Genomic DNA, 13,948 nt, shown 5'->3' with positions numbered 1-13,948 from the left:
AAATCAATAACTATGCAATCTGATATTGAAAATCTTTTGTACCTAGCAGAAGATCACTATTTAAAGCAATTAGAAATACAAGCATTCCAAATCTGCGCAGCATCATTAGCTAAACGATTAGAAGTCTATGAATACTTACGCAACCATGAAATAGATATTTTTCAACCCATAGCCGCAGAACTTTCAAAAGTTCATGCAGCAGAAGACCCCCAGCTTTTGGAAAAAGCTTTGAAACACTGGCTGTCCATAATGCGTTATTGCGCTATGGCAATGTTACTCAACAACCCAGAGTATTTTCAGCGCAGTGTTCTTGAATGGCTTACTGAGATGGTGCAGGCTCATCAAATGCAGTCTTTAGAAAATACCATTTATGACTTATTGTTCTCTCAGTTGAAAAAGTTACTCTCCCTAGAACAGTTTGCTTTAATCAAGCCTTTTTTGTCACAAGCACAGACGACACTTTTAGGTGAAAAAATTCTGAATACTGTAGGAGGATAAAAATGATTGAAATTGCTGAGTTAGTCAAAGACAAATCCTTATTAGGAAATTATTTTGCGCCAAATGCTTATGTCCAGGGAGATTTTGAATTTGGTTTGATTAAAAATCGTCAAGGCTCTCGTCTAATAGCTTTGCCAGAGGTTTTGCTTCAGGCAATTCATGTCAGCTTAAAAGAAGAAGTAGGCTCTGCTGCGGGAATAGTACTGTTTAACTGCGGTCGTTGGTGGGGCAAAAATTTTTACCGACGCTTAGAAGAAGAATTAAGTAATTACTATGGCAAACCCATTGCTCAAATGGAGATGGTGGAGTTGTTGCAATCTTTGAAGCAATGTTGGAAGACCCACGGTTGGGGCATCATGGATTTAAATATGGACTATTACCAACAGGGATTTTTAATTGTTAAAGTACAGCATTCCGCTTTTGCAGAAACAGCAACTTTAGAAAATCAACCTCAATGTTTTTTAGAAGCAGGTATTTATAGTGCTTTTTTTAGTCAACTAACTGGGCGAAATCTTCACTGCATACAAACTTCTTGCGAATCTCTGGGAGCAGAGTCTAATCACTTTGTTGTGGGTTTATTAGAAAGACTTAAACCAGTAGAAAGTTGGTTAGAAGAAAACCTAGACCATGACACGATTATGCAGCGTTTAACTAGTAAAGAAAATGCTGCTAGCGTTTAATGTTCGGCTTCTTCAATTTATATATGCAGTTAAAAATATAAGGAGCATTTACCTTGGCTAAAACGGTTAAGCTTGACCCAATCAATCAAGAAACATCTATTAAGACAAACGATAATCTATTATCTGGACTCTTGAATAATGAGATAAATATCCTGCCGCAGTGCGGTGGTAAGGGTAGATGTGCTACCTGTCATATTTATATCAAAGAGGGAATGGAAAGTCTTTCTCCTCTTAATCGTCAGGAACAGCGCACCCTAGGAACCATCACTACCTGTGGGATGAATTCACGTCTTGCTTGCCAAGCGCGAGTCATAGGCGAGGGAATTGTGGTTGAACTTCCTTCTGGGATGTATGTCAGTGAAATTGAGGATGTTGAAAGCTTAATTGGTCGTCGAGCAGAACGGAATATTTTGCATCCGCTTAACGGTAAGATTTTGGTCGAAGAAGGCAAATTAATTACTCGTACAATGATTTCTCAACTTCAAGATACTCAGGTCAAAGTAGACCAATATCTTACTAGTACATAAAGTTCAAATCCTTAAATCAATTAAAAGTTATAAGCAAAAAATTCAAGCCATGTTAAATCAATTAACCAAATTAAGTGTAGAAGCTGATGGTCGCTATGCTACAGACCAAGAACTGGAATTTATCAAAAATTATCTTCAGTCCGTTGACTTACGCGTCAGTTCCTATGAAAAAATCCGCGACGGGGAAGAAAAAATTTTAGACCGAACTAAAAAGAAGATGGATATGCAGAATCCTAACTTATTTACTAGAGGTTCTAAAAACTTAAGTTCTATTTGGCGTAGAGATGTAATGATTATATTGCGTTGTTCTGTAGCAGCAATGCTAGTTAATGATTTAGATTGGCTGCGGGACAGTCTTTTGCTTTGGCATCGGACAATTGTGAATGCAAATAAGACTCAAAATATATCTCAAGCAACCTACAATGTGATGCCAGAAGTTTTGCAAGAATTTCTGACCACTGAAGAATTAGCTTTAATTTTGCCAGTATTACAGCTTAATCAAAGCATTATAAGCTAAAAAGTTTGGTCTCTAGAATATTTTTTTGTCATAACAACAATCAATTATTGTCGTAACCTTGGTTATCAAAAACCAAAAACTAAATTAAAGTATTTATTTTACTTAAACTTATTTTTAAAGCTCATGGAAAAACAATTACCAACTAAAACAAATATTCAAGATAATCACTGGTTAAATATTGCTGAAGCAGTATCTGTAGTCGGTTCTATTGGAGGTACAGTTGCTGCGATATGTTTAAAACAAAACATATTTTTAGCTTCAGTTCCTTTATCTGCTTGTGTTGCGCTTAATTTGATTAATCGTAAACGGCTATTGAATTTAGTGACTATAGAGAATAATACGGCGATCGCGCAACTTACTCAACATAATCATAATCTTATTGAGCAAATGATGGAAGTACAGCACTCAGCTAGTAATCAAAAAACTCTATATGATGCTGATTATCAAAATATGTCTCAACAACTGACGCAAATAGATGCAAGCTCAAGGGACAACATGCAAAAGTTACAGTCCCAATATGACGAGCTTGCAGCCAAAGTCAAAAACTTGAATCAGATTAATATTTCAAGTCAAGCTAGATCTCTTAACTCTGCTCAATTGTACTGCCAAAATGCTTATGGCTACGAACAGATGGGCGAAAAGCAAAAAGCCATTGAAGAATATACCCAAGCTATCAAAATTGATGCAGAATATGCACAAGCCTACCTAAATCGAGGCATCTTATATACAGACATGGGTAGTAAAAAAGCAGCAGTAGAAGACTTACGCCAGGCAGCAAAACTGTATTTTGAGCAAGGAGATTTAGACAACTATCAAAAGACTAAAAATATGACTCAAGAGATTCATCAATTAGACTCTACTTCTAATGGGCAAGATTCTGACCAAGTATTAGCTAGTGGCTTGTTTTCTTAACATACGTCTGATGTAAATTTGCAACCTTGATAATTATTGGTTTTTAGCTCAAAGCTATCAGCTATCAGCTTTTAGCTTTGAGGAACTACAAGATAACGCTTACCATGCTTATCGGCAAGGTAGTTAACAATGATTTGTGCAAGAAGTCTTATGTCTTTAGATGCTGAATACCAATCCCAATATCAGATTCTTCACTCCCTTGGTCAAGGTCAATACGGTCAGGTTTTCTGTGCAGCACATCTTCAAACTAAAGAACTAGTAGCTCTTAAAGAACTTGACCGAAAACAATTTCCTACCAAAATGTTTTTGCGTGAATTGGGATTTTTGGTAACTTTACAGCATCCTAATATTGTTAGCTGTCGAGGATTAGAGTATAGCCCCACTAGAAGATATTTGGTAATGGATTACTGCCAAGGAGGGACTTTGAGAGAGCTAATCGAGTCTGAGGAGAAAATAGAGCTACTTCAAAGTCTCAAGCTAATTACAGGTATTTTATCAGGTTTAGAGTATGCTAGCGATCGCAATATTGTTCATCGGGATCTCAAACCAGAGAATATTTTATTAGAACCTCAAGAAAACGGTTGGACTGCTCGAATTGCTGATTTTGGTATCGCTCGTCTGGCTTCAGAGACAAATTCCCAGCCTTCGGGTAATGGCGATACAGGTTCACCTGCTTACATGGCTCCAGAACAATTTTATGGTCGTTATTCCCATGCTTCAGATCTCTATGCTGTTGGGGTAATGCTGTATGAACTCCTCGTCGGAGAAAGACCCTTTTCAGGCATCTATCAAGATTTAAGAAATTCCCATTTAAGTCAAACAGTAAGTATTCCTCAGACAATACCTTTTCTATTGCGTTCTACTATATCTAAGGCCTTGCAAAAGCTGCCTCAACGACGATTTGCTTCTGCTGCTGAGATGCTTAAATCAATTAAATTGGCTACTGTGATTTTAAGCGCGTCAACTCCATAACTAAAGATTAGAAGATTCGGTAATACCCTATTTTCCTTGACAGCTTTTGAGACTTTAATCTTAAGAGAGAGTTGTTTACTTCAATCTCTTGTTACAATTATTTACAAAGAAAGAGTTGTTAACGTCAGTCTTACAAATTATGCCTCAGCCGACATTGTTACCCACACAAGATACTATTACCGTTAATTCTCAGGCGGTGCCGACCTCTAGCTTCGCAAGCGACCAATACGAAGATACCGAGCTGGCTTATGATGAACCAAATGCAGACTGGCGTTACAACCCAGCCACCAATAATGCCAGATACCGCAATCGTCCTTTTACGGTGCTTGCTCGACTAATTAGTATTGTGTTTCCCTTTAGTCGTTTTGCTCTTGGGGTATGGTGGGACAATTTTAGGGGTAACTCTATTCCCAAGCAAAAAAAAAGAGCGCGTCAATTAATCAAAATCCTAACTAAGTTAGGTCCTGCCTATATCAAAATTGGTCAGGCGTTGTCTACTAGACCTGACGTTGTTCCTCCTGCTTATTTGGAAGAATTGACAACCCTGCAAGATAAAATTCCCTCTTTTTCTAATGAAGTAGCGTTTCGCTTTATTGAAGAAGAATTGGGTAAACCACCAGCAGAAATCTATGCAGAGATTTCTGCTGAACCTATTGCCGCAGCTTCTTTAGGGCAGGTATATAAAGGCAGACTGAAAACAGGAGAAGAGGTAGCGATAAAAGTCCAGCGCCCCGACCTCAACCGTCGTATCACCCTCGATGTTTATATCATGCGTATCCTAGCAGGGTGGGTGCAGGACAACGTGAAGCAGGTACGTTCTAATCTACGCTCAATTATCGATGAATTGGCAGAACGTATTTTTGAGGAGACTAACTACAATCAAGAAGGGCGTAACGCTGACAAGTTTAAAAAGCTCTATGGCTACATAGAGGAAATTTATGTACCTAAAATCTATTGGGACTATACGGGTAAGCGCGTTTTAACCATGGAATGGATTGACGGCATTAAGTTGACTGATGTAGATGCTGTTCAGGCTGAAGGAATTGATGCAACCCACCTAGTTGAAATAGGAGTAGAGTGTTCCCTAAGACAGCTTCTAGAGCATGGTTTTTTCCATGCCGACCCTCACCCTGGTAACCTGTTGGCCATGGCAGATGGTAGCGGTAGACTGGCTTATTTAGATTTTGGCATGATGAGCCGTATCAAGTCTTATCAAAGGTACGGTTTAATCGAAGCGGTAGTTCACCTAGTTAACCGCGATTTTGAGGCTTTAGCCAGAGATTACGTCAAGCTTGACTTTTTGACACCTGATGTAAATTTACAGCCTATCGTTCCTGCATTAGCTAACGTATTTGGAAATGCTTTGGGGGCAACGGTGGCAGAATTAAACTTTAAAAGCATCACCGATCAAATGTCAGCAATGATGTATGAATTTCCCTTTACCGTCCCTGCTTACTATGCTTTGATCATTCGTTCAATGGTAACTTTAGAAGGGATTGCGATCGGCATCGATCCAGAGTTTAAAGTTCTTAGTAAAGCCTACCCTTATATTGCTAAACGCTTATTGACCGATCCCGCACCTGAATTACGGGCATCTTTAAAAGACCTGCTGTTTAAAGAAGAAGGTTTCCGCTGGCATCGTTTAGAAAACTTACTCAAAAACGCTACAGATTCTAGAGACTATGATTTTGACAGCGTAGTAGATCAGGCTCTAGAATATCTTTACAGCGATCGCGGTATATTTATTCGCGATCGCATTGCCGAAGAATTAGTTAATGTTATCGACGGTTTGGGACGCAGAACTATATTCAATATTTCTACTGCTTTCCGCCAACAGGTAGGTTTAACGATTCAAGAAACTCCTGTAGATTTTCGAGAAGATTCTTATACCACGACTCACCTGAAAAATATTGTGGGTATCCTGCAACAGACTCCAGGTTTTGACCCTACTCATTTAGTTTCTATCGTTGCCAAAATCATTTCTAAACCAGAAACTCAGGAAATAGGGCAAAAAGTAGCAGGAAAATTAACTCAAAAAATGGCAGCTAGGTTAATTAGAAACTTGCTATTAGAAAAGACAACTCCTCAACCTCGACCAGTACCTGCTATCAGTGGTAGGTAACAAGCTATAAATGGGGCAGCGTCGCTGAATTTGGATATGAAAATAGCTTATACTTTTTAAGTGATGTTGCTCAATCGGGATCTAAAAAAACAGCGTTGCTGAATCGGGGTATGATTCTCAATTTTTCACTATGAAATCAGCAACGCCAGGAAAACAAACATTAAATATATTTGATTCTGAAATCAACACCTAGAAATCAGCAAAGAGCTAAAAAATAGAGTTTGGGTTATGGAAAATTCAAAAGACCGCATTATTATTTTCGACACCACTTTAAGAGACGGAGAACAATCTCCTGGCGCCACCCTAAACGTTGAAGAAAAGCTGGAAATTGCCCATTCTCTCTCACGACTTGGGGTTGATATAATTGAAGCAGGATTCGCTTTTGCCAGCCCTGGAGACTTTGAAGCGGTACAAAAAATTGCGGCACAGGTGGGAACAGAAAATGGCCCTATTATCTGTAGTTTAGCCAGAGCAATTAAAGCTGATATCAAGGCTGCCGCCGAAGCTTTAGAACCCGCTGCTAATGCCAGGATTCATACTTTTATTTCTACTTCTGATATTCATTTGGAGTACCAGTTAAAGAAATCTCGCGCTGAAGTCTTGGATATAGCTCAAGAAATGGTAGCTTACGCCAAGTCCTTTAAGGATGACGTGGAGTTTTCACCTATGGACGCGGTGCGAACTGATTCAGAATATTTGTATCAGGTATTAGAAGCTGCGATCGCAGCAGGGGCAACTACTGTTAATATTCCTGATACCGTGGGATATACTACCCCCACTGAGTTTGGCGCATTGATTAAAGGCATCTGTAACAACGTCCCAAATATCGATCAGGCAGTAGTTTCAGTTCATGGTCATAATGATTTAGGTTTAGCTGTAGCTAACTTTTTAGAAGCGGTTAAAAATGGTGCAAGACAGTTAGAATGTACTATCAATGGCATTGGTGAGCGGGCTGGCAACGCTGCTTTAGAAGAATTGGTAATGGCACTTCACGTCCGCCGTCAATACTTTAATCCTTTTTTAGGTAGACCAGAGGAATCAACTGAACCACTAACAAATATTGATACTCAGCAGATTTATAAAACTTCTCGCTTGGTATCTAATCGTACAGGCGTAATTGTTCAGCCAAATAAAGCCATTGTGGGCGCGAATGCTTTTGCCCATGAGTCGGGTATTCACCAAGATGGAGTGCTGAAAAATAAGTTAACCTACGAAATCATGGACGCTGAGTCGATTGGCTTGACTGATAACCAGCAGATTATTTTAGGTAAACATTCTGGTCGTAATGCTTTTCGCACCCGCTTAACAGAATTAGGCTTTGAACTATCTGAAACTGACCTAAATAAAGCCTTTATCCGCTTTAAAGAAGTTGCCGACAAGAAAAAAGAAATTACGGACTGGGATATTGAGGCAATTGTCAGCGATGAAATTAGACAGCCTCCCGAATTGTTCCGTTTAGAGTTGGTGCAAATATCGTGTGGCGATCGCGCTCAACCTACAGCTACGGTTACTCTGCGCACTCCTAATGGCGAAGAACTAACTGACGCAGCCATTGGTACAGGACCAGTTGATGCAATTTATAAAGCGATTAATCGAGTAACCAATATTCCTAATGAGCTAATTGAATTTTCTGTACAGTCAGTCACAGCAGGAATAGACGCGATCGGTGAGGTGACAATTCGCCTGCGTCATAATGACAGAATATACTCTGGTCGTGCTGCAAATACTGATATTATTGTTGCTTCTGCCAAGGCTTATGTTAAAGCGTTAAACCGTCTTTATGCTGCGTTGCAAGAGAAAAAAGTAAAATCTCAAGTCGGCGTTTAATTTAAGGGTCAATTTTAAAGAAAGCGATCGCCTTTTTTACAAGCGATCGCTTCTTACTTAATTTCTGAGGTTTCCTCAGAAATCGCGTCCTCATTAATTACACATTTAACTTCCCCCGTTCCCTGCTTGCTCCATCTCAACAAATTAACAAGTGCGTAACATCAGTTAAACAGTTTGATAGGGACTAGTTAACTTGTCTAGTTGATTTACCAATAGACTGAGGAACAAGCCGACATCTGTTACTACACCAACTGACTCTACTGAACCGCGATCGCTTAATTTGGTGACTACAGCAGGATTAATATCTACACAGACCATTTTCACTCCCGCAGGAGTCATATTGCCCACGCCGATAGAGTGCAGCATAGTAGACAGCATGAGAATCATATCTGTACCTTCTAAAAGCTTGGCATATTCTTCTTGTGCCTTAATTAAATCCATTTGGGTATCAGGTAAAGGACCATCATCGCGAATTGAACCAGCTAGGGCAAAGGGTATATTATGTTTAACGCATTCATACATAATGCCTTTGGTAATCACACCTTCTTCTACTGCTTTGGCGATGCTACCGTAACGGCGTACTGAGTTAATTACCTTGAGATGGTGGCGATGTCCGCCGTGGACGGGAGTACCTTTTTGCATATCTACCCCCAAAGAAGTTCCCATCAGCGACTGTTCGATGTCATGAACGGCGATCGCATTTCCCCCTAGCAAGCCTTGAACGTAACCATCTCGTACTAGGCTAGAAAGATGTTTTGCTCCCCCTGTATGAATAACTACAGGACCTGCGGTTACTACCACTTTGCCACCGCGATCGCGAATTTGACGTAGTTCCCAGGCAATTTGTTCGACTACAAGTTCTACTCTTCGTTCACTAGATACCCCTGCACCCATAAAGCTAAATTCTTCTTTGGCTTTTAGTTCTCGATTAGACTTTTTACGGATGGTACGAATACCATCTACGCCCACAACCACGCGATCGCCTTTGTCTAAATCTCGCAGTATCTTACACTCAGCAGTTACATTTCCAGAATCATCGCTGTCTTGATGCGCATTCCCTTGCGCCTGTCGGCGAACGGCACTATTCGTGCCATCGTCCTGCTTCGCAGGACTTTGCTTGCTTCGCAAGCTGTGGGTCGCATCGCTTATGACAATTGCCCCGTCCATGCGTTGCTTTTGCACCCTGATCCATTGCTCGTCAACTCTAACTTCGGTGGGATAGATGTTAGAAACATAAAAGTCATCAGGAGCAACTCCTGTCATGTCACAGGCTTCGGTGACTGCATTCTTGCCATCATGATCGGGGACAACTGCCCCAACTTCAATTAGCTGACTCATGATTTTTTCCATAATCTTATGGTCAGGGGCAGAGATGCGGACATCTGCATTAGAGGTGCTTTGTCTTTCTACACCTAAATTGAAATTGAGTACTTTAAAACTACCGCCGTTATCGACTACAAGATCGAGCGAACGGTTCATAATTCCTGCATCTAAAAGATGTCCTTCCATGTGCAACACACGGCTTTCTACAGGACTACTACCATGAATATTTGGTAATACAGGCTCATTAATTCTTAAAGTTAGACATTTTGCTGCACCACCAGCCTTAAGGAACTCTGTTAGCGGTGTTTCAATGACGGTAAAACCTGCATCGCTCAAACTTTGTTTAAGACTATCGCTAGCCTTGTTCATGACGACTGACTGTCCGACGTTGACGGTATTGCAGGCAAAATTAATCGCATCGGCTTCGGCGATCGCAATCCGCTTTTCGACTGGCACACGATCTTCGATGATGTGATTGGAATAGGAATCAAATGCCCCAGGGTAGTAAAGTAAATAGCCTCCTGAGAGAGGGCAAAAACAAGTATCTAAATGATAAAAGCGATCGTCAATTAGACGCAGAGACAACACCTCAATGTCTAACCATTTAGCGATATATGGATGAGAATCTAGTTCTGAACGAAAACCATAGCCAGCCCATAACCAACGCCCCTCGCGGTCTAACAGGGCATCTCCTGCCCCTTCAAAAGGCAAGTCTTTAGGTAACTCAAAAACATTAAAGCCGTTGTCCTCAAACCATTTCTTAAAATAGGGTTCTTCTCCTTGACGTTCGGGATGAAAGAAGCGACTAAGAACTACATTATCTCCTAGCACTAAACCTGCATTCGCGGTAAACACCATGTCAGGCACTCCTGGCTGTCCCTGAACTAAATCCACTTCCGCCAAATCATTGAGGACAAAATTTAGTTTAGACCACTGTTCTGTGGCTTGCTCTTGTGAGGATTTATGGATATTGCCTTCCATCCAGGGATTAATTACGTAGTCTACGTCGTAGTGATCGGGAGCGCACATCAAAATGCGAATTGGTTCAGCCATAATAATTTTTGTGTAAGTAAGATCTAAAATATTCGGATAGTTTGAAGATTGTATTGAGTGGCTCTTTGGCGATCAAATTTAATTACTTCTGCTGTCATGTTTATCTGTTTAAAAGATAACGATTAGTCATCAACAGCAATCTGAGTATGTATAACTTGGATTTGCTAGACCTGGAACTAAATTATATTACTATAATTGCTTGGTCTAATTGACTCTCTAGAAATATTGTCACTAAATTTTGACATTAAATCTAATTAGCAAATTAAAGCGATATCCAACCTTTAGGCGTAATTTTCTAGTTTTGGCATTATCTCAAAAGTGAGATGGTGCTTTTCTGGGATCAGAACTTGTAAGATAAAAATTAAAGTCTAATACTCTGTAAATGCCAGCAACGTCTCAAACTATTCAATTACCTAACAGCGAAAGCGCGATCGCCCTTGCAGGAAGCAATGAGCAAAATCTTAACTTTTTATCCAGTTATACAGGAATTACTCTAATTTTGCGAGGACAAGATTTACTGCTTCAGGGTCAAGAGAAAGCTGTAGCCAGATGTGCCAAAGCGATCAGAATTTTAGAGCCTTTATGGTCGTTGGGCAAGCCACTACATGAGCCTGATATCATGACTGCATTTCAGGCGCTCGATACTGGTAGAACTGAAGAATACAGCGAACTGCAAAAAAATGTTCTCGCTCGAACCAAAAAGGGTGAGGTAATTAGAGCCAAGACTTTTAAACAAAAACAATATATTAAAGCGATCCAAAAACATGATATAACTTTTGGAATTGGACCAGCAGGAACAGGTAAAACTTTTTTGGCTGCGGTATTGGCAGTAAAGGCTTTACTTAGCGATGAATGTCAAAGAATTATCCTTACTCGTCCAGCTGTAGAGGCAGGGGAAAAACTAGGATTTTTGCCAGGAGATTTACAGGAGAAAGTCAACCCTTTTTTACGTCCTTTATATGACGCTCTCTATGAATTTATCGATGCAGAAAAGATTCCCGATTTAATGGAAAGAGGAAAAATAGAGGTTGCTCCATTAGCGTATATGCGGGGACGTACCCTGTCAAACGCATTTGTCATTGTTGACGAGGCGCAAAACACAACCCCTGCACAGCTAAAAATGGTGTTAACTCGTTTGGGCTTTGGTTCAAAGATGGTGGTAACAGGAGATATCACCCAATCAGATTTACCTTGTAATCAGGACTCTGGCTTAATTGTCTCTCGTCGAATTTTGCGTAATGTTAAGGAAGTCGCTTTTTGCGAACTAACTCAAGCCGATGTTGTGCGCCATCCTTTGGTTCAGAAAATTGTAGCTGCCTATGAACGCTACGAAAAGTAATAATATATAATTTTAGCCACATAGCATACATTATTTGCTCAATTTGTGACTTAATAAATAAAAGACTAGAAAGTTGAGGAAAAAAAATGATGGAAGGGCAAGGCGTAAAAATTGGGAGTACAGCTATTATTTGGAGTCTAGCAACAGGCATGATGGCTATTTCTATTCCCATAGTTAAGATAACTGATACAGGAATTATTTTGCCCTTAGCCGTGGTAGTGGGAGTAAGTTTAAGCACCATTGCTATTTGGCTGAGTACTTGGTTGACTTAGGGATAACAACTTTTGTAAATAAATTTGTTACACATATACGAAGGGAATATTTTGGCATTTCGATTTAATTTTGTTGACTGTCAAACCTATAGCTATCGTCAACAATTTTGGCGTTAAATTATCTTTTAACTGTCTTCGGCTAATTTTTATTAAACGGAGGTTCAAAAACAAGTAAAAAAGTTTTGAGGAAGATAATCGAAAACTGTTCAAAAAAGATCAAGTGAGATATTTTTCAGTTATCGATTGTAATGAAGTAAAGATAAAACTATTTGCTCAACGATAATCATTTTCTAGGCTTAATAAAATCTAAATTAAACTAACAAAAAATTAGAAAAAAGTATTTGAAAATTTACCTATATTGTAATTGGCTGTGTCTTTTAAAGATCTGTAAACACATATAGCTAGTAATTTAGATCACACAGAGATGACTATAGTTCAACTTATTTTGGAGAAATGAAGGCTTTTCTCCCTTTGTTGAAACTAAATTCATGGCTGCTAAACAATATTTCTCCAAAAAAAAGAAAAAAGAAAAAGGTAAATGGCTAGTGGCAGCAGTCTTGGGAGTATTTCTTTTTATCACTTTAGGTAACGTTCAAACTGCTTTTAAATCTATCAACAAGCGGCAGTTAATCAGCCTCCAGTCAGATAATTTTCCTAGTAGCGAATATCAAGCAATTCAGCTAGGTTCAACTAAGAAAATTGCTCAACAAAACTTTTCAGAAATCGATCGCTTTGCTAGAGAGCTAAATTACTCAGGTTCATCAATTCCCGAATTAGCTACTCTTTTAGCCAAAAATGCCACCACAGATACGGAGAAAGCAAGAATTATCTATGCTTGGATAACACAGCACGTTACTTACGATATTGCTGCATTTAGGGAGGCGGTAGATAACGATAACTACCCTGATGTTGATGCCGAAAAAGTTTTGCGAGATCGCACTACAATTTGTTCAGGATACAGTAATCTCTATCAAGCTTTAGCCGAAGCCATGAATTTAAAGTCAGTTATTGTTGTCGGCTACGGCAAAGGTGCAACTCCCAAGGATGAAAAATTTCAAGACGTAAATCATGCTTGGAATGCTGTCAAGCTGGAAGCTGGCTGGTATTTATTAGATGCAACTTGGGGTGCAGGTTCAGTCAGAGATAATCAGTTTGAGGCTGATTACAAACCCTATTATTTTGCCACTGCACCAGATGAACTAATCAATAATCATTTTCCTCAAGATCAAGGGTGGCAACTGCTAGCTCAAACATACACTAGAACAGAATTTGATAACCTACCCGATATTGCTTCTCGTTTTTATAGCTTAGGTTTAAATTTAGTCACCCATCGCAACTATCAAATTTCTGCTTCAGGTCGTATAGATATTAACCTAAAAGCCCCCGCCGATATAATTGCGGTAGCGAACCTTAAACAAGGAACTCAAGAATCACCCCAAAGCGCAGTTTTAGTCAATCGCCAAGCTAGTAACCTGATTATTAGCGTTGCACCGCCGATGCTAGGTACTTATGAACTGACCATATATGCTAAGAAAAAAGATGATCCTGAAAAATATAGCGAAATAATCAACTATCAAATTAACGCTCTTAACTCCGCTGCTGGCTTACCTAAGATATACGATCACTTCAATCAATATCAGGCTAGTTTAGTTGAACCTTTAACGGCGGAATTAAAACCTAATTGGTCAACCTATTTTAATTTAGTAGTTCCCCAGGCGATCGACGTTCAGGTTGTTAATGCCCAGACAAAACAATGGACTCCTCTCAATGGATACGGTAACTATTTTGCTGGTCATGTCGATATTCAATCGGGCAATACGGCAATAGTAGCTAAATTTCCTGGAGACGATCGCTATTGGCAATTAGTTGAGTATCAATCTAGGTAAGTCATAAAAACGTTGCTGAA

The 13,948-nt window shown here is 39.5% G+C and carries 11 protein-coding genes and 2 pseudogenes; 11 read left to right on the top strand and 2 right to left on the bottom strand.

Translation table 11 applies throughout. The annotated features are described in order from the left end of the window. Window positions 1-12 precede the first annotated feature (12 nt). The 8 genes from SLP02_RS14675 to SLP02_RS14640 all read left to right on the top strand — a co-directional run bounded on the left by SLP02_RS14675 (window position 13) and on the right by SLP02_RS14640 (window position 8,055). On the top strand, window positions 13-498 hold the full coding sequence (locus SLP02_RS14675) for a globin family protein (protein WP_319421416.1): 486 nt from the start codon (window positions 13-15) through the stop codon (window positions 496-498). Between the two features lie 2 nt (window positions 499-500). Continuing rightward, window positions 501-1,178, top strand: a complete 678-nt coding sequence (locus tag SLP02_RS14670) for a V4R domain-containing protein (RefSeq protein ID WP_319421415.1) — start codon at window positions 501-503, stop codon at window positions 1,176-1,178. Between the two features lie 53 nt (window positions 1,179-1,231). After that, complete coding sequence (locus tag SLP02_RS14665; RefSeq protein ID WP_319421414.1) at window positions 1,232-1,705, top strand: 2Fe-2S iron-sulfur cluster-binding protein; 474 nt, start codon at window positions 1,232-1,234, stop codon at window positions 1,703-1,705. Between the two features lie 49 nt (window positions 1,706-1,754). Beyond that, the gene (locus SLP02_RS14660) at window positions 1,755-2,222 is read left to right on the top strand and encodes a globin family protein (protein ID WP_319421413.1); all 468 of its coding nucleotides are present in this window, start codon (window positions 1,755-1,757) and stop codon (window positions 2,220-2,222) included. Between the two features lie 123 nt (window positions 2,223-2,345). Then, a complete protein-coding gene (locus tag SLP02_RS14655) occupies window positions 2,346-3,134 on the top strand; it encodes a tetratricopeptide repeat protein (protein WP_319421412.1) in 789 nt (262 codons plus the stop codon). 150 nt (window positions 3,135-3,284) lie between these two features. Then, window positions 3,285-4,106, top strand: coding sequence for a serine/threonine-protein kinase (locus SLP02_RS14650; protein WP_319421411.1), 822 nt, complete (start codon window positions 3,285-3,287; stop codon window positions 4,104-4,106). Window positions 4,107-4,245: 139 nt separating this feature from the next. Beyond that, the gene (locus SLP02_RS14645; RefSeq protein ID WP_319421410.1) at window positions 4,246-6,228 is read left to right on the top strand and encodes an ABC1 kinase family protein; all 1,983 of its coding nucleotides are present in this window, start codon (window positions 4,246-4,248) and stop codon (window positions 6,226-6,228) included. Window positions 6,229-6,456: 228 nt separating this feature from the next. After that, complete coding sequence (locus SLP02_RS14640) at window positions 6,457-8,055, top strand: 2-isopropylmalate synthase (RefSeq protein ID WP_319421409.1); 1,599 nt, start codon at window positions 6,457-6,459, stop codon at window positions 8,053-8,055. Between the two features lie 165 nt (window positions 8,056-8,220). Here the strand turns inward: SLP02_RS14640 and SLP02_RS14635 are convergent. After that, window positions 8,221-9,075 (bottom strand): annotated as a pseudogene (locus SLP02_RS14635) (TIGR00300 family protein); the annotation flags it as partial. Between the two features lie 105 nt (window positions 9,076-9,180). Further along, window positions 9,181-10,431: pseudogene (locus tag SLP02_RS14630) on the bottom strand (arginine deiminase-related protein); the annotation flags it as partial. A gap of 382 nt (window positions 10,432-10,813) precedes the next feature. On the opposite strand from SLP02_RS14630, the gene SLP02_RS14625 reads away from it, so the two are divergent. From SLP02_RS14625 to SLP02_RS14615, 3 genes are all read left to right on the top strand, one after another. Further along, window positions 10,814-11,770: a PhoH family protein gene (locus tag SLP02_RS14625; protein ID WP_319421408.1), complete on the top strand. Its 957-nt coding sequence runs from the start codon at window positions 10,814-10,816 to the stop codon at window positions 11,768-11,770. A gap of 86 nt (window positions 11,771-11,856) precedes the next feature. Next, window positions 11,857-12,042: a hypothetical protein gene (locus SLP02_RS14620; RefSeq protein WP_319421407.1), complete on the top strand. Its 186-nt coding sequence runs from the start codon at window positions 11,857-11,859 to the stop codon at window positions 12,040-12,042. 488 nt (window positions 12,043-12,530) lie between these two features. Continuing rightward, window positions 12,531-13,928, top strand: coding sequence for a transglutaminase domain-containing protein (locus tag SLP02_RS14615; protein WP_319421406.1), 1,398 nt, complete (start codon window positions 12,531-12,533; stop codon window positions 13,926-13,928). Window positions 13,929-13,948 lie beyond the last annotated feature (20 nt).

The organism is Pleurocapsa sp. FMAR1, from assembly GCF_963665995.1.
GTDB lineage: Bacteria > Cyanobacteriota > Cyanobacteriia > Cyanobacteriales > Xenococcaceae > Waterburya.
This window is presented reverse-complemented; position numbering and strand designations above follow the sequence as displayed.